The sequence below is a fragment of the Pseudocitrobacter sp. CD920760 genome (genome assembly GCF_057782505.1).
This window is the reverse complement of the sequence record NZ_JBWXSY010000003.1, coordinates 1-21,814: the sequence shown is the minus strand read 5'-3', so window position 1 is coordinate 21,814 and position 21,814 is coordinate 1. Positions and strand designations below refer to the sequence as shown.

Genomic DNA, 21,814 nt, shown 5'->3' with positions numbered 1-21,814 from the left:
TTGCAACAGTGCCCGAATTTGTATGTCACGACGCCATATTTTCACCGAACGGCAGCGAGCAGCGCTGTTCGATCTGCCCACGGACGAACTGTCGCTACTGAAGTTCTACACGCTGGGCGATGATGACCTGGAAAACATTAGGCAGCGCCGCAGACCGGAAAACAGGATTGGCTTTGCCCTGCAACTTTGTGCCTTACGATATCCGGGCCGTGCACTGGCTCCTGGTGAGATGATCCCGCGTGAAGTCCTTTCCTTCGTCGGTGCTCAGCTTGGAGTTCCGGCTGATGCGCTTCTCACTTATGCCACACGGCGCCAAACCCGTCAGCAGCACATGGACACGCTGCGCGAAATTTACGGCTACAAGACCTTCACGGGCCGTGGTGCCCGTGATCTGCGGGAGTGGACTTTCGGCCAGGCCGAAGATGCCAGATCAAACGAGGATCTTGCTCATCGTTTTATTGTGCGGTGTCGGGAAACTTCCACCATTCTGCCCGCAGTATCGACAATCGAGCGCTTGTGCGCGGATGCTCTGGTCGCCGCTGAGCGGCGGATTGAAACGCGGATTGCGGAAAATTTAACAGCGGATGTTCGCGATCACCTGGACAAACTTCTGAGTGAAATGCTCGCCGGCAATATCAGTCGTTTCATCTGGCTTCGCAACTTCGAGGTTGGTAACAACTCGGCTGCTGCTAACCGTTTGCTCGACAGGCTCGAATTTCTGCGTACCCTGAATATCAATCATAGTGCTTTGGCCAGCATACCTGCCCATCGCATTGCCCGGCTGCGTCGGCAGGGTGAACGCTACTTCACCGACGGTTTGCGTGACATCACTTCGGACCGCCGCTGGGCGATCCTTGCCGTCTGTGTTGTGGAGTGGGAAGCGGCGATTGCTGATGCCATAGTCGAAACCCATGACAGGATCGTAGGAAAAACCTGGCGGGAAGCGAAGCGCCAGCATGACGAAACAATTTCCGGCTCTAAAGCCACACTCACGGATACGATCCGTACCTTCACCGCGCTGGGAGCTTCGTTGCTTGAGGCCCGCAGTGACGGAACCCCGCTGGAGATGGCTGTCGCCAGTTCGGTTGCATGGGACCGGCTCGCTCAACTGGTAGCGACAGGGACTCAACTCAGCAACACGCTAGCCGATGAGCCTCTTGCATATGTCGGGCAGGGATACCATCGCTTTCGTCGTTATGCGCCCCGCATGTTGCGCTGTCTGAAGCTCGAAGCCGCGCCGGTCGCCGGACCATTGGTAGCAGCAGCTTTGTCGATCGGAGAGATGAAAGGTGTTGCATCGCCAGAAAGGCGTTTCCTGCGGCCCAGCTCCAAATGGAACCGTCATTTACGAGCTCAGGAAAAAGGAGATACCCGTCTTTGGGAAGTGGCGGTACTCTTTCACCTCCGGGATGCTTTTCGTTCCGGAGATGTCTGGCTCGCTCATTCGCGCCGCTATGGTGACCTCAAGCAGGTACTGGTGCCGATGATCGCGGCGCAGGAAAATGCAAAACTGGCCGTGCCTTCCAACCCACAGGATTGGCTGGCAGACAGAAAGGCGCGACTCACGATCGCTCTTAAGCGGCTGGCCCGGGCTGCCCGTAACGGCACTATTCCGCACGGTAGCATAGAAGATGGAACGTTGCGGATCGACAGGTTGACAGCAGACGTGCCGGATGGTGCCGAGGCACTCATACTGGATCTGTATCGCCGAATGCCGTCCGTTCGGATTACCGACATGCTGCTTGAAGTTGATGCAGCCCTTGGTTTCACAGATGCGTTTACCCATCTGAGAACCGGGGCTCCATGTCGCGACCGGATCGGTCTGCTCAACGTCCTGCTCGCTGAAGGGCTCAATCTGGGCCTGCGTAAGATGGCGGAAGCTACAAACACGCATGATTACTGGCAGCTCTCACGCCTTGCCCGCTGGCATGTTGAAAGCGAAGCCATGAACCAGGCATTGGCAATTGTGGTGGCCGCGCAGGGTAAACTGCCGATGTCACGCGTCTGGGGGATGGGCACGTCAGCATCGAGCGATGGTCAGTTTTTCCCGACAGCGCGGCATGGCGAAGTCATGAACATGGTCAATGCCAAATATGGTTCTGTTCCCGGCCTCAAAGCGTATACTCACGTAAGCGACCAGTTCGCGCCATTCGCTTGTCAGTCGATCCCGGCGACCGTGAGCGAGGCACCGTATATTCTCGATGGACTACTGATGAACGAGGTCGGTCGCCATGTTCGCGAACAGTATGCCGATACAGCAGGATTCACCGACCATTTGTTCGGAGCCAGTAGCCTGCTCGGCTACAATCTCGTTCTGCGAATCAGGGATCTGCCATCGAAGCGGTTGTACGTATTTAATCCCGATACGACCCCCAGGGAGTTACGCAAGTTGGTAGGTGGAAAAGCCCGGGAGGATCTTATCGTTGCGAACTGGCCTGATATTTTCCGTTGTGCCGCGACGATGACCGCTGGCAAAATCAGGCCCAGCCAACTCCTGCGCAAGCTCGCTTCTTACCCACGACAAAACAACCTTGCAGTTGCGCTTCGTGAAGTTGGTCGTATTGAACGGACCCTTTTCATTATTGAGTGGATCCTGGATACGGACATGCAGCGGCGTGCTCAGATCGGTCTTAACAAGGGAGAGGCCCACCATGCGCTCAAAAATGCGCTCCGTATCGGGAGGCAGGGGGAAATTCGCGATCGCACGACAGAGGGGCAGCACTACCGAATCGCTGGGCTCAATTTATTGACTGCGGTGATCATTTACTGGAATACCGTCCATCTTGGTCATGCCGTCACGGAGCGGCGGAACGAAGGGTTGGATGTTCCCCCTGAATTTCTTCCCCACATATCCCCATTGGGCTGGGCGCACATTCTACTGACTGGCGAATATCTTTGGCCCAAGGAACCGAAAGCTTAGGGTGTCATTTCGCCCTCAGCCGGAACCGACCCCAAGTTGTCTGTGCAGACCTGTCGCTGAATAACGTCACGGACTCAGAAGCCTTCCCGGGCCTTATCCGGCAGACTCACAGAAAAATCAGGGCAGCCGCGGCAGACGGGGCTTACGATACCCGGCTCTGTCACGATGAACTGCGCCGCAAAAAAATCAGCGCGCTTATTCCTCCCCGAAAAGGAGCAGGTTACTGGCCCGGTGAGTACGCAGACCGCAACCGTGCCGTTGCTAATCAGCGGCTGAGCGGAAGCAATGCACGGTGGAAATGGACAACGGAATATAACCGTCGCTCGATAGCGGAAACGGCAATGTACAGAATGAAGCAGTTGTTGGGAGATTCACTGACGCTGCGTGACTACGATGGTCAGGTAGCGGAAGCTATGGCCATGGTGCGTGCGTTGAACAGGATGACAAAGGCTGGGATGCCAGAAAGCGTGCGTATTGCCTGAAAATCCAGCCAGCTACAGGGTCGTTCGCAAGAAATCTTATTTATTCAACAAAGCCGCACTGGAACTGACAGAAGAACAAAGGCGTTTTCTGAATAGTATGCTCGATGAGGCTGAGGATTGTTCTGGGGATGAGCAGTAATTGTCAGTGTACTTTTATAAAAACACTCCTCTGGTTTCTGAAGTCTGTACTGACCGAAAGAGTAAGTGTGCTTCTAAAAGCACACTATGATATTCCAATCAACCAGGGCGTATAGATGCTGATCAGTTAAATACCATCCCACCATCAATAATGAGTGCCTGACCTGTCATATAATCTGAATCCACACCGGCCAGATAGGAAACACATGCCGCAACATCCTCTGATTCAGAAATGCGTCCGAGGGCAACATTTTTCGCCCACTGCTGAAGGCCCCATTCCAGAGACTGGCCATTTTCATCTGCGACTTTTTGTGCGATACCATTCATCATAGGGGTGCGAACAATTCCCGGGCAATACGCGTTCACAGTAATCCCAAATTTCGCCAGATCTTTTGCAGCTGTCTGAGTTATACCGCGAACAGCAAACTTTGTAGCGCCGTAGACGGCCAGATCAGGGTTACCCACTTGGCCTGCCTGCGATGAGGCGTTGATTATCTTACCGATAATGTCCCCCGTTTTTGCCGGAGTACGCTGCTTAAAGTACTTCACAGCGGCCTGAATACCCCAGTACACACCTCCTACGTTAACATCAAAGACTTTACGGTAAATTTCTGGAGTAATTTCCTCAATTGGTGTCGTTGGGCCAAGACCGGCATTATTAACCATAACATCCAGGCGGCCAAACTTTGCAACGACTTTATCCACTGCTGCAAAAACTTGTTCGCGATCTGCGACATCCGCAGCTACTGCCAGTGCCTCGCCACCCATTTCTTCAATAAGCCTCACCGTTTCATGTGCCGTTTCGCCATTGAAGTCCAGACTACCGATACGAAATCCATCTTTCGCCAGACGGAGAGCGATTGCTTTACCAATTCCCTGCCCCGCACCAGTAACAACAGCTACTTTATGTTCTGTACTCATCGTTTCTCTCTTTGAACTCGTTTCAGATATACCGAATTCATAGTAGTCCAATATCACTATATGCACATTAGCTTTTATTATCAGTGCACAGTTTTTTTCGATTAGAAACATATCACCTAAGGAAGGTGCGAATAAGCGGGGAAATTCTTCTCGGCTGACTCAGTCATTTCATTTCTTCATGTTTGAGCCGATTTTTTCTCCCGTAAATGCCTTGAATCAGCCTATTTAGACCGTTTCTTCGCCATTTAAGGCGTTATCCCCAGTTTTTAGTGAGATCTCTCCCACTGACGTATCATTTGGTCCGCCCGAAACAGGTTGGCCAGCGTGAATAACATCGCCAGTTGGTTATCGTTTTTCAGCAACCCCTTGTATCTGGCTTTCACGAAGCCGAACTGTCGCTTGATGATGCGAAATGGGTGCTCCACCTTGGCCCGGATGCTGGCTTTCATGTATTCGATGTTGATGGCCGTTTTGTTCTTGCGTGGATGCTGTTTCAAGGTTCTTACCTTGCCGGGGCGCTCGGCGATCAGCCAGTCCACATCCACCTCGGCCAGCTCCTCGCGCTGTGGCGCCCCTTGGTAGCCGGCATCGGCTGAGACAAATTGCTCCTCTCCATGCAGCAGATTACCCAGCTGATTGAGGTCATGCTCGTTGGCCGCGGTGGTGACCAGGCTGTGGGTCAGGCCACTCTTGGCATCGACACCAATGTGGGCCTTCATGCCAAAGTGCCACTGATTGCCTTTCTTGGTCTGATGCATCTCCGGATCGCGTTGCTGCTCTTTGTTCTTGGTCGAGCTGGGTGCCTCAATGATGGTGGCATCGACCAAGGTGCCTTGAGTCATCATGACGCCTGCTTCGGCCAGCCAGCGATTGATGGTCTTGAACAATTGGCGGGCCAGTTGATGCTGCTCCAGCAGGTGGCGGAAATTCATGATGGTGGTGCGGTCCGGCAGGGCGCTATCCAGGGATAACCGGGCAAACAGACGCATGGAGGCGATTTCGTACAGAGCATCTTCCATCGCGCCATCGCTCAGGTTGTACCAATGCTGCATGCAGTGAATGCGTAGCATGGTTTCCAGCGGATAAGGTCGCCGGCCATTACCAGCCTTGGGGTAAAACGGCTCGATGACTTCCACCATGTTTTGCCATGGCAGAATCTGCTCCATGCGGGACAAGAAAATCTCTTTTCTGGTCTGACGGCGCTTACTGCTGAATTCACTGTCGGCGAAGGTAAGTTGATGACTCATGATGAACCCTGTTCCATGGCTCCAGATGACAAACATGATCTCATATCAGGGACTTGTTCGCACCTTCCCTTGCCAAAAGCTCATCGACAGCCACCACATAATAAACGGGATGGTCGCAACCAGCAGACCGGCTTCAAAGATCACCGCATGCAGCAGACGCAGCGGTAAGGTTTTGAGCACTGAGCCCCGCCAAGCCAACATCGCTTTATCAAAGCCAATGTTGTAGACATAATTCCAAAGGGTGGCAAGCACAGAAAAAATCGCGCCCATGATCCCAAGATGGCCGATGCATGCTCCAAGGATCCAATTGAGCCCCAAGACCACCAAGATTAAGCCCGTTAGTTCAAAACCGATAGCGTGGCGTCATCTATCTGCTTTTGTTCACATCAGATATCCCGTCGAAATAAGGTAACCCGGTCAGACTACACCTCATACTCAACAACGCAACCGAGACGTCTCGAGGAAACAGATCATTGTGGTGTTTGGCGGTGAGCGATGAATTCAAAGCTGTACTGATATAAGCGGAAGTAGTTCACTGTATATTCAAACGGTGTCCCATCGACAAGCTCACTGACTGATTCGACCCTTAATATGGGCGAATTTTCACGGGTGTTGAGGAGCGCGGCGAGTGAGGTGGAGGTGCTATCTGGCCAGACACATTGGCGACTTTTCGCGATCTGCATCCCCTTATGTCGCTCGATATAATCGTATTTCGATGTTTGCATCACTTCGATACTGAGATCGGTAAACATAGCCACCGGCAGGTAGGTGCACTCAAGGATTTCTGGCTCGCCATCAATCAAACGAAGACGTTGGATTTCATAAATCAACGTCCCTTCCTCCACGTTTAATTTACTGGCAATGGTGTGGCTGCAAGGTGACGTTTCAAATGCGATCACCTTTGAGCTTGGCGTTTTGCCTTGTGCTGAGACTTCTTCGATAAATCCCATCAGTTGAAAGGCGTTGTGCTGTGCTTTAGGGGCTTTTACGTAACTGCCACTACCTCTGACGCGGTAGAGCAGATCGTTATCAACCAACACCTTCATCGCCTTACGTATCGTGACTCGGCTGACGTCATAGGTGGCTTGTAGCTCGGCCTCAGTTGGCATCATCGCGCCTGGTGTCAGGGTTCCATCTTTAATCTGCTCAGTGAGTAAATCGGCTATTTGCATGTAGCGAGGTTTCAACATGTCGGCTCCTTTTGGCTGCAAGCCCCATCATAACAAACTGTGATCGATAATACATTTAAAGTACATAAATAGATTCCCATTGTGTTTTCGATCAATAAATGAGCCTTTGTGTATATTTAAAGTATCACCTATGTAATACATTAAAGATACATATTAAGAGGAGACACGATGATGAAACCACAAAAGCTCACTATCGTCGGGGGTGGAAGCACCTATACACTGGGGATGATCAATAGCTTGATTGCTGAAAAAGAGGCATTTCCGCTCAGCAAAATCACCTTCTATGATATTGATGAACAAAGACAAGCCTCGAATGCCAAAGCGACGGAGATCTTGCTGCGCGAGGCTTATCCTGAGGTCGAAGAGTTTGTTTATACCACGGATAAAGAAACGGCATTCTCAGATGCAGATTTCTTCTTTATTCAGATCCGCACTGGTGGCCTTGCCATGCGGGAGCTTGATGAGCAGATCCCATTGTTTTACGGTTGTGTGGGACAAGAAACGTGCGGCGCGGGTGGCATGGCGTATGGGCTACGCTCGATAGGTGACATGATTACTCTCGTGAATGACATTCGTCACTTCGCCCCGGATGCCTGGATTTTAAACTATACAAACCCAGCAGCCATTGTGGCTGAAGCCTTGCAGCGCGAATTTCCTCATGACAACCGCATTCTAAACATCTGCGATATGCCTGCCGCCATTATGGTGAGTTATGCACAATTACTCGGTTGCGAGATCTGGGATTTGGTGCCGGAATACTTTGGACTGAACCACTTTGGGTGGTTTACCAAGGTACGAAACCGAGAAGGGGTCGACCTTACCGCTGAGCTTAAACGCATCATTTTGGAAGAGGGGATCAGTGCTGTTGACCCAGAAATTGCTGATGACCCTTCATGGCAGGCAACGTTTAAAAACATGCAGACCATGCTGAAAGACAATCCTGAGTACTTACCCAATACTTATCTGCAGTACTACTTGTATCCGGAAAAAATGGTAGAAAAAGAAGATATTGCTAACACGCGTGCGCGCCAAGTAATCAATGGACGAGAAAAGCGAGTGTTTAGCCTGAATGAACGCATCATTGCCGCGGGCACTACCGCTAATGAACATCTTCATGCAGACATCCATGGGCGCTATATGGTGCGTGTAGCGGCCTCCTTGGCCTATAACCGTGGCGAGACGTATCTGGTTATCGTACCGAATGATGGCGCGATCCCAAATATTCAGAATGATGCCATGGTGGAAGTGCCGGCCGCGTTAACCAATGACGGCCCGAAACGCTTTGCGGTCGGAACCATCCCTACGTTCCAAAAAGCACTGATCGAAGGCCAACTCGGCTACGAAAAGCTGGTCGTGGATGCATGGTTTAGCGGGGATCGACAAACACTGGTCAATGCGCTCACGCTCAACCGAACCGTTGTGGATGTGCCAAAAGCGCAACAAATCGTCGATGAGCTTTTACGTGTTAACGGCGACTATCTACCTCAATTTCATTAATAATATGATGCCCCAGAGACCATCTGGGGCCAAAATCTGGGAGGGATCATCATGAAAGATATTATCCAGCGCTTTGGCGCAGCAATGTTTGTCCCTGTGCTCCTCTTTCCTGCAGCCGGTATGTTATTAGGCTTATCGGTGATGCTACTCAACCAAGATCTCTTTCCTTGGGCAGTGGAAGGTAGTGCATGGGTAAAAGTGTCAACTATCCTTCTCCAAGCCTCGTTGGCGGTGTTTAAAAATATGGCCTTGGTGTTTGCGGTAGGGTTACCGATAGCACTAGCAAAATCTGCATCCGGGCGCGCAGTGCTTGCAACACTGGTGTCATACATCACCTTTAATTATGTGATTGGTGGCATTTTACAGTTCTGGGGACCTGAGCTTGGGGTGAACTATGTGGAGGGTGAGCGTGGGCTTACTGATGTGGGCGGTATACTTACTTTGGATACTAACCTATTGGGCGCCATCGTAATTGCTAGCCTCTCCGTTTGGGTTCACAACCGTTTCTTCGACAAAAAACTGCCAAACTGGGCGGCAGTGTTTGGTGGCACACCTTTGGTGGTTATTGTGAGTTTTCCGATCATAGTACTCATGGCGATCATCACCTGTTTTACTTGGCCAAGTATTCAGCACGGCATTAATAATCTACAAACCTTTTTAGTCGGTGCGGGTTCATTCGGGGTGTGGATGTTCACTTTCCTTGAGCGGATTATGATCCCAACGGGGCTGCATCACTTTGTCTATGGCCCCGTATTCTATGGACCTGTAGCGGTGGATGGCGGCACAGTGGCTCATTGGATTCAAAATATCCAAAACTTTGCCAGCAATCCAGCCCCCTTAACCGAGCAATTCCCACAAGGTGGCTTGATGTTGACTGGGATGGGGAAAGTCTTTGGTTGTACGGGTATTGCTATGGCGCTTTACGCAACCGCGAAGCCAGAAAACAAGAAAATGGTGCTCGGCTTGGTGCTTGGTGCGGCATTGACGGCCATTCTTACTGGGATCACCGAGCCTATTGAGTTTACCTTCCTGTTTATCGCACCGGCATTATTTGCGCTCCACGCGGTATTGGCGGCAACCATGGCAACCATTGCCTATTGGTTTGGTGTCTCAGGTAACTTCCAGACTGGGCTTATCGACTTTATTTTTCAAAATTGGCTACCGCTAGGCAGCTTGCATGGCGACACATATATTGTGCAAGTGCTCATCGGCCTGAGTTTCACCGCTATCTACTTTGTGGTGTTCCGCGCGCTGATTGTGAAATTTGATATCCCCACGCCCGGCCGGGGCAGCGCAGAGGCGAAGCTTTATACCAAAGCCGACTATAAGGGGGCACAACAAAACGATTCATCGAGCGGTGTGATTGATGGCGGGCAAGCGAGTGCGTTTATTGAAGGACTGGGTGGCAAAGACAACATAGCATTGCTCACCAATTGTGCCACGCGGTTACGTATCAAGGTACATGAGCCAGAAAAAGTAGCGGAAACGCAATATTTTCAAGAGCATGGTGCAGTAAACATGGTACGTAATGGTGATAGCTTTCAAATTATTGTCGGCTTAACCGTACCGCAGGTTCGCGAAGAAATGACGCAATTGATACGGGCATAGGTTTTGCGGGCACTGTTGCAAATAGTCGGTGGTGATAAACTTATCATCCCCTTTTGCTGATGGAGCTGCACATGAACCCATTCAAAGGCCGGCATTTTCAGCGTGACATCATTCTGTGGGCCGTACGCTGGTACTGCAAATACGGCATCAGTTACCGTGAGCTGCAGGAGATGCTGGCTGAACGCGGAGTGAATGTCGATCACTCCACGATTTACCGCTGGGTTCAGCGTTATGCGCCTGAAATGGAAAAACGGCTGCGCTGGTACTGGCGTAACCCTTCCGATCTTTGCCCGTGGCACATGGATGAAACCTACGTGAAGGTCAATGGCCGCTGGACGTATCTGTACCGGGCCGAGGTGGTAGATGCATAGATTGCAGCGCGTAAATGACGCTCCACCATGACCATCATCCGGTGAATGGTGACATCCCGTGAACTCTGTGCCATTCGTTCGGCTCCGGCATTCATTGCATCTGCAAGGATCGCTGCCATAAGCGCTGCTTCGTCTTCTGCCTGTTCTCCGGTGCGATAATGGGTGAAACAAATTCCCGGCAGCGACAATGTGGCTTCATATGCCACTGGACTGGGGTATTGCCTGTCGCCATGACACCATTGAAGGCTGGATTCTTAAATTTTCTAATCGAGGGCTGTGCAAAATTAGCTACGTCCGCTTCACGCTGTGAGTTCAATAATTGTGTTGCGTCCATCAGTTGAAATCACAGCTCAAAGTAGACGCTCATTCTCACTGGAATGCTTTGCTTTCACCTTGCCAGAGGACAAATCCTTTGTCCCGCAACTATGGTTTTTTATTAGGATTTTCGCCACTGAATAAATTATAATAAATTGATTTTATAAGATATTCGTCATGGGCTATATGACCAGTACGAGTTGCATGCTCTAATGTTTCAGATGCCAGTATATGTGCGGCTTCAGCAAACATCCCAGGCCAACCCTTACTCAGCATAGACAGTCCTTTAAGGACTCTTATCTGAATCTCCCTCATACTCGCACCATCACGTGCAACAGGTAAGAAAAAGTCTTCCAGTAGGTCTTTGATCTGAAGTGGCGCAACATGTACTGAAGGATATATCACTTCAGTTTCATCTATTTTATTCTGCGCGTAAGCGGAGAGTATTCGAACACCTCTGCCAATGACATCAATCGCAGTACCGGGATCGTTTACTGCGGGCGAAAGGGCCCTGCAGGCTATTTCGGCCATGACGCTGAGACAGAATCGGGGATCCTGAGCAAATGAACGCACATCCGAGACAATGATCGTTTCAAGTAAATCGGTACAGATTGATGACTCCTGACCAGAACTCAGGTACAAAACTGGCATCGATGGATGTATGAAACTGCCTGGCTGCGCCACAAGATATACATGACGAGGATCATTGCTCAGCAGACTGCCGAGCTTGACCATGTCAATATATTCAACATAGCCAATTTTCTCCGGATATACGGCAACAGTTCCTTTTGGTTGTTCATTGTTCTCAAGCCATGGATATCCGCCAAGACATGGACTTTTTGCTCTCGCAATAAATGTCTCGATCGCCGCCTGTTCTACTTTTGCTGTTGTCTCACCTACCCTGCCCAGAGAGGTCAAATGCTGTATCCAGCGAAGCAATGTGATGATTATTAAGGCAATGACAACCAGTGTTACAATGAATAAAATGACTCTACCCCTTTCTCCGTAGGCTCCCATATTGAGGGCAATAATCCCTACCAGGCTGAAGAGAAAAGAACCGATAAAAGTGGCCAGTACATTTTGTGTGGTTACGTCTTCTACAACTAAACGCGTGGCTCTGGGCGTCACATTAGTAGTGGCTGAACCGTAAGCGGTGACCATGATACTCAGTGAAAATGTGGTCACCGCCAGCATACTCGATGCCAGTATGTTCAGAATATTATCAACTGCTTCCGCACCAACCTTCACTGATACTGACTCTGGGATCATTGATCTAAAAAGAATAGATAAAAGGGCCGTTATTATTGCTACCATTGCAAATAACGTTGCCCTGAACCATAGCTTTTTAAGTGTCTGCCTGAGAATCCATTGCCAGCGTAAAATCATTCAGCATATCCTTGTATTAAGTTCGGGAAAATAAATGCCGCCCGGCAGGACGGCATTTTTGTATTAACGAACGAGGTGCAGGAAGTGCAGGTGTTTTTCGTACTGGTCCAGTATGTCATTAATCAGCTGTTCCTGATTCCAGCCCATCACATCATAGTTTTGACCGCCTTCTTTCAGATAGACCTCAGCGCGATAATATCGATGTTGCTCAACCTGCTGCTCGTCATTGTCCATTGCAGCCATGGCGAAAGCCGGTGAGTTATAGCCACGAAGTCTCACTTCATAAATAAAGTTCAGCTCATTGCCCAAATCGACTTCAAGCCGAATTCGTTCGTCATCAGTATCACTTATATGGCTTATCGTTCCCTGTTTATTCAGTTCTTCCTGAACCAGCGTCATGGCGGGCTGGATAACGTCGCCCATAAAGCGTTTCACAAGAGAGCGCTTTGGCAGATAAGCGATATTGCGCAAGCGTCTCTGCCATGGAATCGGGTTACGCGCTGCAGTCGGAGCAATAGTCGCCATGCTCAGGCTTTCACGCTTGGTCAAATCCCGACGCAGGGCTTTTAATAATCCGTATATGGATATCAGTAAAATCACTGAGAAAGGTAATGCGCTCGCTATTGTCACGGTTTGCAGCGCGCTCAGTCCCCCCGCAATCAGCAGTGCGATTGCCACAATCCCTATGAGCGAGGCCCAGAAAATTCGCTGCCATACAGGCGTGTTAGCGACGCCACCCGATGCCAGCGTATCAACAACCATTGCCCCGGAGTCAGCCGAGGTGACAAAGAAGACAATGACCATCGCCATTGCAATAAATGACAGCACGGAAGAAAACGGGAAATGCTCCAGGAAATTAAACAGGGCCAGCGCGACATCCTGCTGAACGGTATTGGCGAGATCAGCCGCCCCCTGGTGCATAATGAGATAGATTGCGCTGTTACCAAACACCGTCATCCACATGAGCGTGAAGCCGGCGGGAACAAACAGCACGCCGGTGACAAACTCGCGAATGGTTCGACCGCGCGAGACTCTTGCGATGAACATCCCCACAAACGGCGACCATGAAAGCCACCATCCCCAGTACAGTAATGTCCAGCCCCCCAGCCAGTTGCTCGACTTAGGTTCATACGCATAAAGGTTAAAAGTTTTACTCACCAGTTCAGAAAGATAACCGCCCGTATTTTCCACAAATGACTTCAGCAGAAGCACGGTTGGTCCCAGACACAGGACCAGCGCCAGCAGCAGCACTGCCAGGCCCAGGTTGAGCTCAGACAGTATACGTATTCCCTTGTCCAGGCCGGACACCACCGAAATCGTCGCTAAACCAGTGATGACAACGATTAGAATCACCTGCACCGTTTCATTAATAGGCACCCCGAAAAGATGATTCAAACCAGCATTCACCTGCAAAACACCGTACCCCAGCGATGTCGCAACGCCAAAGACGGTGCCAATAACGGCGAAAATATCAACCGCATGGCCTACAGGTCCGTATATGCGCTCGCCAATAATGGGATAAAGTGCGGAACGCAGCGTTAAAGGCAGACCGTGACGGTAACTGAAAAAGGCCAGGATCAGTGCCACAATGGCATAGATTGCCCATGCGTGCAGGCCCCAGTGGAAGAACGTCAGGCGCATTGCTTCCTTCGCTGCCGCAACGGTCTCTGGAGTGCCGACAGGAGGTGAAAGATAATGCATCACAGGTTCAGCAACGCCAAAGAACATCAGGCCGATCCCCATCCCTGCCGAGAAAAGCATCGCAAACCAGGAGTGATAGCTAAAATCAGGCTGCGCATGGTCCGGACCCAGTTTGATATCACCGTAGCGTGAGAGTCCCAGGAACGAGACACTCAGTAGAATCAGGGCCACTGCAAGGATGTAGAACCAGCTGGCATTCGTGAAGATTTGTTGCTGAAGTAGTTTAAAATTTTTGTCGGCGACATCCGGGAATACAGCGGCAAAGGCGACAAGAAGGAAAATTAACAAAGCAGATGTAAAGAATACCGCTTTGTTAATCTGGCTTTTAGACTTCTTTTGGATTGTATCATTTTCACTCATAATCATTTATTCCATTAATTAAAATCCGCACTGTATAGAGGGTACTACATCTCAAAGATTAGCAAACTTCAACTTACGATGCGGCGTCAATCGGAATGCAGAGTGCAAGAGTGGCCATACAGATATCCTGTTGATAGTCTGCCAGCCGTCTTCTGGAGCATTTGATTTGCATAAATTGCATCAGATCTGGGGATTCACTTTGATTAGAGCAATATTGAGAATGACTTACTAACGTCTGATGTTGCGTAAAGCGGGCTTTAAGGGGTCAGTTTGGAGATCGGAAATTTTTGTACGTTAAGCACATTATTTAACCAATTCGGATACGTAAGTGATTGATTTATCGTCAGTGGCTATCGCTTTTAGGTTGTCGCTCTTGCTGTATCGCATTTAGGTTATCCGATTAAGACAAAATCCCCTGAAAACGCTGTATAGCGCGGGAGTACACCCTATTGCTACAGGTAAGCCTGTTCAAAAAACAGGCTTACCGTACAATAATTCTCTATATCCAAACTGACCCCTTGGTATGGTGATTTCCTCACAACGACCATCAGAGTTATCACCTACGGTTTTGTCTCAATGTAATACTTTTCTTTTGCATCGAATTAGTAACGACAAAGATCAGGAGCAAGTTCATAAAATGGTACCTGATAATTTGCGAGGATTACTCCGTGAACTACCTTCATTACCATCCCAACATGCAATACTGATGGGCTGGGCATCTGAACTTCCTGTCCTAGTTAAAATGAAAAATTTGACGAAAGAGCAGCAACCTCATTCTGATGACCCTGACTTCTGGGATGTTTGGACAAGAAAGTATGCGGATGGGAAGTTGGTCGAGAGGGCACTGTTGCAAAGTTAGCGATGAGGCAGCCTTTTGTCTTATTCAAAGGCCTTACATTTCAAAAACTCTGCTTACCAGGCGCATTTCGCCCAGGGGATCACCATAATAAAATGCTGAGGCCTGGCCTTTGCGTAGTGCACGCATCACCTCAATACCTTTGATGGTGGCGTAAGCCGTCTTCATGGATTTAAATCCCAGCGTGGCGCCGATTATCCGTTTCAGTTTGCCATGATCGCATTCAATCACGTTGTTCCGGTACTTAATCTGTCGGTGTTCAACGTCAGACGGGCACCGGCCTTCGCGTTTGAGCAGAGCAAGCGCGCGACCATAGGCGGGCGCTTTATCCGTGTTGATGAATCGCGGGATCTGCCACTTCTTCACGTTGTTGAGGATTTTACCCAGAAACCGGTATGCAGCTTTGCTGTTACGACGGGAGGAGAGATAAAAATCGACAGTGCGGCCCCGGCTGTCGACGGCCCGGTACAGATACGCCCAGCGGCCATTGACCTTCACGTAGGTTTCATCCATGTGCCACGGGCAAAGATCGGAAGGGTTACGCCAGTACCAGCGCAGCCGTTTTTCCATTTCAGGCGCATAACGCTGAACCCAGCGGTAAATCGTGGAGTGATCGACATTCACTCCGCGTTCAGCCAGCATCTCCTGCAGCTCACGGTAACTGATGCCGTATTTGCAGTACCAGCGTACGGCCCACAGAATGATGTCACGCTGAAAATGCCGGCCTTTGAATGGGTTCATGTGCAGCTCCATCAGCAAAAGGGGATGATAAGTTTATCACCACCGACTATTTGCAACAGTGCCTATCACACCACCAACTATTATTCCCTCGAAGGGTCGCGCTTTACGCTGGAGATTATCAAAACCGCGGCAACCACCGGCAGCGGCACCCTGGCGGCGGGTAAGTACACCTCCTACGACTGGGAGAGCGGCGGTAACCCGATCCTCGAAACCTATCTGAGCGCCAACGCCATCACCGTGGTCTCGCCCTCCTGTTCAGTGCTGAGCGGGAAAAATATGAATGTCGATGTGGGTTCCATCCGGCGCACCGACCTGAAAGGGGTCGGCACCACCGCCGGCGGGAAGGATTTTAATATCGACCTGCAGTGCAGCGGCGGCCTGAGTGAAACGGGATATGCCAACATTAGCACCTCGTTCTCCGGTACCCTGGCCACCAGCACTACCGCTACCATGGGCGCCTTGCTGAATGAAAAAGCCGGCAGCGGGATGGCGGAAGGCATTGGCATCCAGGTGCTGAAGGATGGCTCCCCGCTGCAGTTTAATAAGAAATACACCGTCGGCCGCTTGAATAATCAGGAGACCCGCTACATCACCATACCGCTGCACGCGCGTTTTTATCAGTATGGCCCGACGACCAGCACCGGCGAGGTGGAGTCGCATATGATCTTTAACCTGACGTACGATTAATACGGGAGGGGGAATGAAGGGATTGCCGAAAAACACTATCGCGTGGCTGCTATTTTGCGGCAGCCTCGCCGCCCCCTCGGCGTGGGGTTTTGAGACCAATTACGATCGCGGACGGGTCGATTTTGCCGGGCGGGTGACGGATATTTCCTGTAGCATCGCGCTAAACGGCGGCCAGCATGCCGGCAGCGGTAATGTCTGGCTGGCGCCGGTCAGCCTGGCGGAAGTCCACGATCGCGGTGCCGGGGCGTTTATGAAACCGCAGCCGTTTACCCTGGCACTGTCAAACTGCCAGCTGCGCCATGATGGTGGGGCAGCCTCGCAGGATGAGGTGCGTCGGGTCAGCGTGCGCTGGGTCGATGGTTTTTTACTGACGGCGGTCGGTAACGAAAACGCCGGGTATCTGGCCAATACCTTGCCGGATGGAGCGCAGAATATTTATCTGGCGCTATCGACTAACGATAATAATACGCTGGATAAGAGTAATAAAATTGTCCCGGCGGACCCGCAGCAAAATCAGGTGCGTTTGCAGGAAAGCGCGGTCAGCGGCGGCCTGTTCACCTATTACGTTGGCTATGTTTCGCCAACGCCGAAAAGCGCCACCAGCGGGCCGATTACCAGCTGGGCAACGTGGGAATTAGTTTATAATTAAGTGACGTTAAAAAGCCGGGAATTCCCGGCTTTTTTTACATGGCAATATCATCGGCGACCAGGGTGATGGTGCCAACTTACTGATTTAGTGTATGATGGTGTTTTTGAGGTGCTCCCGTGGCTTCCATCTCCATCAGTTGTCCCTCCTGCTCAGCTACTGAAGGCGTGGTGCGTAACGGTAAAAGTACTGCCGGACATCAGCGCTATCTCTGCTCTCACTGCCGTAAAACATGGCAACTGCAGTTCACTTACACCGCTTCTCAACCCGGTACACACCAGAAAATCATTGATATGGCCATGAATGGTGTTGGATGCCGGGCAACCGCCCGCATTATGGGCGTTGGCCTCAACACGATTTTACGTCACTTAAAAAACTCAGGCCGCAGTCGGTAACCTCGCGCATACAGCCGGGCAGTGACGTCATCGTCTGCGCGGAAATGGACGAACAGTGGGGCTATGTCGGGGCTAAATCGCGCCAGCGCTGGCTGTTTTACGCGTATGACAGGCTCCGGAAGACGGTTGTTGCGCACGTATTCGGTGAACGCACTATGGCGACGCTGGGGCGTCTTATGAGCCTGCTGTCACCCTTTGACGTGGTGATATGGATGACGGATGGCTGGCCGCTGTATGAATCCCGCCTGAAGGGAAAGCTGCACGTAATCAGCAAGCGATATACGCAGCGAATTGAGCGGCATAACCTGAATCTGAGGCAGCACCTGGCACGGCTGGGACGGAAGTCGCTGTCGTTCTCAAAATCGGTGGAGCTGCATGACAAAGTCATCGGGCATTATCTGAATATAAAACGCTATCAATAAGTTGGAGTCATTACCCAAAATACTACTGATCCATGTGCTATTACAGCAAACAAATTTTTAGAAGGAGAATCAAGAGAACAGGATGTCATTAATGAAATAATGCTTTGTCTTTATACAGTTGGAATTGTAGGTTTCAAGATTAGTAGCCTGACACCTTACAAATGGGCATTCAGAGACAGTACACCAACAACAAAAAATGAAATCAAACGTGCCAGTCTGATGAAAATTCATAAGATGCTCCATTCAGCTCTAGATATAAGAATAATTACTGGAAATCGCTATGAACGCGATGATGAGGAAGATATTGAGTGTTCTTAATTATATTATCTTTTGGTTTATAACATTTTTTGCCAGAAACAAGGATTATTCCCACACACACTAAGAAACTTTACTTTGAAGATGGACGGATGACAGCAGGAGCCGTCCTCTTTTCTGTTACTTACATTCTGACATTCCTCCATTTATCCCAAATATTCAGTACTTGACGCACCTTTGAGTATCATTCAAACTGATTGTAAGATTTAAACTTACAATCGTGAGGCTTGTATATCGCCAGAACAATAACAGTGGATCTCGGACACGAACTCCGTGACTTCATAGAATCTCTCATTGAATCAGGTGATTATCGTACGCAGAGTGAGGTGATCCGCGAGTCACTTCGTCTCCTTCGCGAGAAACAGGCAGAATCACGTCTCCAGACCCTGCGGAATTTACTGGCAGAAGGCCTGAGCAGCGGCGAGCCTGTGGTGTGGGAAAAGGACGCGTTCCTGAAAAAAGTTAAAGCAGGCACAAAGCCTGCCGGTGAAAAACGTTAAACTCACACCTAAAGCCAGTCAGGATCTTGAGGATATCTGGTATTACGGCTACCACCATTTTCGGTGAGGAGAGGGCCGACAGATATATTAATCAGCTCTCCGCTTTTTTTTTGTTTTGGAGTGCTCATAATATCGGTACTCCCCGTCCTGAACTGGGGGAATACATATTGGCACTACCCGTTGAATGACATATGCTTTATTTTCTGCAGACTGATACTGAAATTATTATTATCCGTATATTAAGTCAGCATCAGGATGCCGGCCGTCATCTCAACTGGGCAGTAGTCGGCAACCACATTGCGCTGCGTGAAAACTGACAGGGTTACAGGGGTGTACCAGGTCAGAATTCACGTAGCGCATCCTCCCCTTCCCTGCTCCCTTCCTTTTTTTGTTCGATCCTGTTTGTCCTGGCATTACCCCAATTCTCCCAAAAACCGTAAAACAGCCATCAACCCGCGTCATTACTGGCTTCATGGAGGATCTGAGCAGAAAAACGATCCTTTACGCATTTGGTTTTACCCGCAATAATGCGGGATAAGACAACAAAAGGATCCGCGCGCTGCGATTTATTGTCATGGCAGGATCGGCCCGTCAGGTGCAAAATACCTGTATCCATAAACAGTGCGTGCGCTACGTGAAAAATAACTCATGAACAGCATCATTCCCTTGCAGAATTCACCAGAACGCGTCTCTCTGCTGCCGATCGCCCCGGGCGTTGATTTTGCGACCGCGGTGGCACTCCGGCGGATGGCCACCTCAACAGGTGCCACGCCGGCTTACCTCCTGGCGCCGGAAGTGAGCGCCCTCCTCTGGTATATGCCTGACCAGCGTCACCACATGTTGTTCGCCACCATGTGGAATACCGGGATCCGTATCGGTGAAGCCCGGACGCTCACCCCGGAATCGTTCGACCTGGATGGTCTGCGCCCTTTTGTTCGGGTGCTGTCGGAAAAAGTGCGGGCACGTCGTGGCCGGCCGCCAAAAGATGAAGTGCGTCTGGTACCGCTGACGGATGCCAGTTTTGTGCGTCAGATGGAAAGCTGGATGGTCACCACCCGCCCCCGCCGGCGTGAGCCGTTATGGCCGGTCACGGATGAGACAATGCGCAACTGGCTGAAACAGGCGGTGAAGCGGGCTGAAGCTGACGGCGTGCATTTTTCGATTCCGGTAACGCCGCATACTTTCCGGCACAGCTATATCATGCACATGCTTTATCACCGGCAGCCCAGGAAGGTCATCCAGGCACTGGCCGGGCATAAGGATCCGCGCTCGATGGAAGTCTATACCCGGGTATTTGCGCTGGACATGGCTGCCACCCTGGCCGTTCCCTTTACCGGTGATGGGCGAGATGCCGCGGAGATCCTTCGCTCCCTGCCCCCGGCCGGCTGAGATTGACGGCCCTGGCATGACGTCCTGTATTCCGCTAATACGGAATACAGGAGCAGAGAGCATTCAGCCCCCTCCCTGCTCTAGCACACCAGGCCATCATGCTGATGACTGAACCGCCATGGTCTTACCCGGTGACCTGCAATCCTGCAGGCATCAACATACCGCAGTCAAGACAGGGCACAATGCAGGCATACTGGCCGTGCATCCCACTGTGCGTTTTTCCTGGAAGCTCAGCAAATCATCCCGTTAACCGCGAAAGTCATTCACCATCTGTGGCCAACACCTTTCTGCCATCCGGCTCCCGTTTCCTAATCGCATTTAGCAGTGTGAAGCTGGCGCCGGGTTATACAGACAGCTGCAGTCTCATCCTTCCGGGCTAAACCTGCAGTACACAGGGGAACGGATACCGTCAGGTAACATGACCGTCTCAGCACCCGATTGAGATTTTCATAAGGGGTATAGAGCTTTACTGAAAAATTGACTGTGGCATGTTATCACCCATGGAATGGTTAACAGACCAGGGATTACCCCCATTTAACCCGTATGCCGTAGTCAATATCTGCGTATCACGACCCCAAATCACATATTACAGTCAATATTGTTCGATCCGGGCAGAGATGATAGAGAATAAACATTGACTGCGGTATGCGTGATGCATATCACAGTCAATGGAATGTCCTTAGCGGCATACGGCAGTCATGATATGCATATCGCAGTCAATTTTCTGGCTTCATCGCTGAGAGGGCTTCAGCCAGTTTAAGAGGATCGATGCCAGCAGCCTTCAGCGCCTTAATGACTTCGTCATAATTTTGCTCTGGCGCCTTCTCTTCTTCCTCTTTGCGCGGAACCTTCACAGGACCACTGATGAGTTTGGGGTTGCGATAATGCACGCTGAAATAGGTGGCTCGGCCACGTTTAAACTCGGTGTAATCCAGATAACCAATATCCCGCAGCTGCTCCATCGCCTTACGCACCGTGTGGTTCTGCGTATAGACATTTGAGGTGAGATTTAGCCGGTCACGCATCCGTTTCATGGAAATAGGTGCAGGATTCTGGGGAAGACTTTCGATGTAGGTATAAAGCGCCTGGGCTGATTCCTTGCGCTGCAGGGCGTCAATGGCTTTCAGCCGCAGCAGTACCCTTCTGTCCATGTGGTAAAGCTCAAACAGCTTAGGTTCAGCCTTTATCTCAACGATATCCTCGGTGATGTCATAATAGGCTGACTGCACCAGATGGGTGGTCCATCCTTTGGTCTCGCTCTGGAACTTCAGCGTAACCGAGGCAAGTTTAAACAGGGAATTACTGATGCGATCGCGCATTTTTTTGTTTGAACGACGGGAGTTAAATCCGCACATCTTAACGAATTCGACGAACGACAGTTCCAGGGTGTCACTTTTTACCCCATACTCCGACATGGAACGAATTATCCCCAGCCAGACTTTAAAATCCGTGTCCATATCAAGACGCGAACCGGTGATCTTAACGTCAGTGTACCCTTCGCTTTTGGCAATAGACAGCTGTACAAGCTCCTCAGTCGCGTCTGTAACGTTTTTCCGGTTCGCCTTGCTCTTCCCTGTTGATTTCAGAGTTGGGACGAAGAGACCGAGTCTCATGAGCGCTACTGGCTGCACGGTACTGGTGCTGTTGACATCCAGCTTAACAACTTCGCCGGTTGTCTTATCAACTTCCTGAAGGTTCAGAAGTAAGCTGTTATTTTCGCTCGTCAT

16 protein-coding genes and 5 pseudogenes are annotated in these 21,814 nt (G+C 50.5%); 12 read left to right on the top strand and 9 right to left on the bottom strand.

Annotated features, from left to right (window positions below; genetic code table 11):
* Positions 1-22 precede the first annotated feature (22 nt).
* Both AC1MKH_RS25625 and AC1MKH_RS25620 read left to right on the top strand, forming a co-directional pair.
* Positions 23-2,920 (top strand): Tn3-like element Tn5403 family transposase, encoded by a 2,898-nt coding sequence (locus tag AC1MKH_RS25625; protein WP_023307208.1) that lies wholly within the window; start codon positions 23-25, stop codon positions 2,918-2,920.
* Positions 2,890-3,402 carry an IS5 family transposase gene (locus AC1MKH_RS25620; RefSeq protein WP_370664169.1) on the top strand — a complete coding sequence of 171 codons (513 nt, stop codon included), beginning with the start codon at positions 2,890-2,892 and terminating at the stop codon, positions 3,400-3,402. The genes AC1MKH_RS25625 and AC1MKH_RS25620 overlap by 31 nt, the downstream gene beginning before the upstream one ends.
* Positions 3,403-3,663: 261 nt before the next feature.
* Here the strand turns inward: AC1MKH_RS25620 and AC1MKH_RS25615 are convergent, their stop codons facing one another.
* The 4 genes from AC1MKH_RS25615 to AC1MKH_RS25600 all read right to left on the bottom strand — a co-directional run bounded on the left by AC1MKH_RS25615 (position 3,664) and on the right by AC1MKH_RS25600 (position 6,898).
* Positions 3,664-4,461, bottom strand: a complete 798-nt coding sequence (locus AC1MKH_RS25615) for a (S)-acetoin forming diacetyl reductase (protein ID WP_040113342.1) — start codon at positions 4,459-4,461, stop codon at positions 3,664-3,666.
* Positions 4,462-4,727: 266 nt separating this feature from the next.
* Positions 4,728-5,708, bottom strand: coding sequence for an IS5-like element IS5 family transposase (locus AC1MKH_RS25610; protein WP_000019402.1), 981 nt, complete (start codon positions 5,706-5,708; stop codon positions 4,728-4,730).
* 45 nt (positions 5,709-5,753) lie between these two features.
* A complete protein-coding gene (locus tag AC1MKH_RS25605; RefSeq protein ID WP_327622022.1) occupies positions 5,754-6,062 on the bottom strand; it encodes a PACE efflux transporter in 309 nt (102 codons plus the stop codon).
* Between the two features lie 116 nt (positions 6,063-6,178).
* Complete coding sequence (locus tag AC1MKH_RS25600) at positions 6,179-6,898, bottom strand: GntR family transcriptional regulator (RefSeq protein ID WP_064760475.1); 720 nt, start codon at positions 6,896-6,898, stop codon at positions 6,179-6,181.
* 171 nt (positions 6,899-7,069) lie between these two features.
* Between AC1MKH_RS25600 and AC1MKH_RS25595 the strand changes: the two genes are divergently transcribed.
* The 3 genes and pseudogenes from AC1MKH_RS25595 to AC1MKH_RS25585 form a co-directional block, all read left to right on the top strand.
* Positions 7,070-8,395, top strand: a complete 1,326-nt coding sequence (locus AC1MKH_RS25595) for a 6-phospho-alpha-glucosidase (RefSeq protein WP_057107713.1) — start codon at positions 7,070-7,072, stop codon at positions 8,393-8,395.
* Between the two features lie 51 nt (positions 8,396-8,446).
* On the top strand, positions 8,447-10,003 hold the full coding sequence (locus tag AC1MKH_RS25590; RefSeq protein ID WP_004098811.1) for an alpha-glucoside-specific PTS transporter subunit IIBC: 1,557 nt from the start codon (positions 8,447-8,449) through the stop codon (positions 10,001-10,003).
* A 71-nt stretch (positions 10,004-10,074) separates the two neighbouring features.
* Positions 10,075-10,356 (top strand): annotated as a pseudogene (locus tag AC1MKH_RS25585) (IS6-like element IS26 family transposase); the annotation flags it as partial.
* Here the strand turns inward: AC1MKH_RS25585 and AC1MKH_RS25580 are convergent.
* The 3 genes and pseudogenes from AC1MKH_RS25580 to AC1MKH_RS25570 form a co-directional block, all read right to left on the bottom strand.
* Positions 10,356-10,544, bottom strand: a pseudogene (locus AC1MKH_RS25580) (Tn3 family transposase); the annotation flags it as partial. The pseudogenes AC1MKH_RS25585 and AC1MKH_RS25580 sit on opposite strands and share 1 nt — an antisense overlap.
* Positions 10,545-10,797: 253 nt before the next feature.
* Entirely contained in the window at positions 10,798-12,075 is a 1,278-nt protein-coding gene (locus AC1MKH_RS25575) for a DUF2254 domain-containing protein (protein ID WP_053504456.1), read from the bottom strand.
* 63 nt (positions 12,076-12,138) lie between these two features.
* Positions 12,139-14,136, bottom strand: a complete 1,998-nt coding sequence (locus AC1MKH_RS25570) for a BCCT family transporter (RefSeq protein ID WP_008502232.1) — start codon at positions 14,134-14,136, stop codon at positions 12,139-12,141.
* 517 nt (positions 14,137-14,653) lie between these two features.
* Here AC1MKH_RS25570 and AC1MKH_RS25565 point away from each other — a divergent pair.
* Positions 14,654-14,995: pseudogene (locus AC1MKH_RS25565) on the top strand (ATP-binding protein); the annotation flags it as partial.
* A gap of 33 nt (positions 14,996-15,028) precedes the next feature.
* Here the strand turns inward: AC1MKH_RS25565 and AC1MKH_RS25560 are convergent.
* Entirely contained in the window at positions 15,029-15,733 is a 705-nt protein-coding gene (locus AC1MKH_RS25560; RefSeq protein WP_001067855.1) for an IS6-like element IS26 family transposase, read from the bottom strand.
* Between the two features lie 63 nt (positions 15,734-15,796).
* Between AC1MKH_RS25560 and mrkD the strand changes: the two are divergent.
* From mrkD to AC1MKH_RS25530, 6 genes and pseudogenes are all read left to right on the top strand, one after another.
* Positions 15,797-16,420: pseudogene (gene mrkD / locus AC1MKH_RS25555) on the top strand (type 3 fimbria adhesin subunit MrkD); the annotation flags it as partial.
* A gap of 13 nt (positions 16,421-16,433) precedes the next feature.
* Entirely contained in the window at positions 16,434-17,069 is a 636-nt protein-coding gene (gene mrkF / locus AC1MKH_RS25550) for a type 3 fimbria minor subunit MrkF (protein WP_000677445.1), read from the top strand.
* Positions 17,070-17,185: 116 nt separating this feature from the next.
* Positions 17,186-17,883 (top strand): IS1 family transposase gene (locus tag AC1MKH_RS25545; RefSeq protein ID WP_235424918.1). Its coding sequence is split into 2 segments (ribosomal slippage): positions 17,186-17,435 and positions 17,435-17,883, totalling 699 coding nucleotides; the frame shifts between segments, so codons are not numbered across the junction.
* Positions 17,884-18,425: 542 nt separating this feature from the next.
* The gene (locus tag AC1MKH_RS25540) at positions 18,426-18,698 is read left to right on the top strand and encodes a type II toxin-antitoxin system ParD family antitoxin (RefSeq protein ID WP_153669782.1); all 273 of its coding nucleotides are present in this window, start codon (positions 18,426-18,428) and stop codon (positions 18,696-18,698) included.
* A pseudogene (locus AC1MKH_RS25535) lies at positions 18,685-19,015 on the top strand (type II toxin-antitoxin system RelE/ParE family toxin). The gene AC1MKH_RS25540 and the pseudogene AC1MKH_RS25535 overlap by 14 nt, the downstream one beginning before the upstream one ends.
* A 331-nt stretch (positions 19,016-19,346) precedes the next feature.
* Positions 19,347-20,087, top strand: a complete 741-nt coding sequence (locus AC1MKH_RS25530; RefSeq protein WP_001515717.1) for a tyrosine-type recombinase/integrase — start codon at positions 19,347-19,349, stop codon at positions 20,085-20,087.
* A 716-nt stretch (positions 20,088-20,803) separates the two neighbouring features.
* On the opposite strand, the gene AC1MKH_RS25525 is transcribed toward AC1MKH_RS25530, so the two are convergent.
* The gene (locus tag AC1MKH_RS25525; RefSeq protein ID WP_000200071.1) at positions 20,804-21,814 is read right to left on the bottom strand and encodes a RepB family plasmid replication initiator protein; all 1,011 of its coding nucleotides are present in this window, start codon (positions 21,812-21,814) and stop codon (positions 20,804-20,806) included.

Bases quoted from the DNA above. Each gene is read 5' to 3' on its own strand.
- AC1MKH_RS25625 (WP_023307208.1), top strand. From the start codon at position 23: ATGTCACGACGCCATATTTTCACCGAACGGCAGCGAGCAGCGCTGTTC.
- AC1MKH_RS25615 (WP_040113342.1), bottom strand. From the start codon at position 4,461: ATGAGTACAGAACATAAAGTAGCTGTTGTTACTGGTGCGGGGCAGGGA.
- AC1MKH_RS25610 (WP_000019402.1), bottom strand. From the start codon at position 5,708: ATGAGTCATCAACTTACCTTCGCCGACAGTGAATTCAGCAGTAAGCGC.
- AC1MKH_RS25600 (WP_064760475.1), bottom strand. From the start codon at position 6,898: ATGTTGAAACCTCGCTACATGCAAATAGCCGATTTACTCACTGAGCAG.
- AC1MKH_RS25595 (WP_057107713.1), top strand. From the start codon at position 7,070: ATGAAACCACAAAAGCTCACTATCGTCGGGGGTGGAAGCACCTATACA.
- AC1MKH_RS25590 (WP_004098811.1), top strand. From the start codon at position 8,447: ATGAAAGATATTATCCAGCGCTTTGGCGCAGCAATGTTTGTCCCTGTG.
- AC1MKH_RS25575 (WP_053504456.1), bottom strand. From the start codon at position 12,075: ATGATTTTACGCTGGCAATGGATTCTCAGGCAGACACTTAAAAAGCTA.
- AC1MKH_RS25570 (WP_008502232.1), bottom strand. From the start codon at position 14,136: ATGAGTGAAAATGATACAATCCAAAAGAAGTCTAAAAGCCAGATTAAC.
- AC1MKH_RS25560 (WP_001067855.1), bottom strand. From the start codon at position 15,733: ATGAACCCATTCAAAGGCCGGCATTTTCAGCGTGACATCATTCTGTGG.
- mrkF (WP_000677445.1), top strand. From the start codon at position 16,434: ATGAAGGGATTGCCGAAAAACACTATCGCGTGGCTGCTATTTTGCGGC.
- AC1MKH_RS25530 (WP_001515717.1), top strand. From the start codon at position 19,347: ATGAACAGCATCATTCCCTTGCAGAATTCACCAGAACGCGTCTCTCTG.
- AC1MKH_RS25525 (WP_000200071.1), bottom strand. From the start codon at position 21,814: ATGACGAGCGAAAATAACAGCTTACTTCTGAACCTTCAGGAAGTTGAT.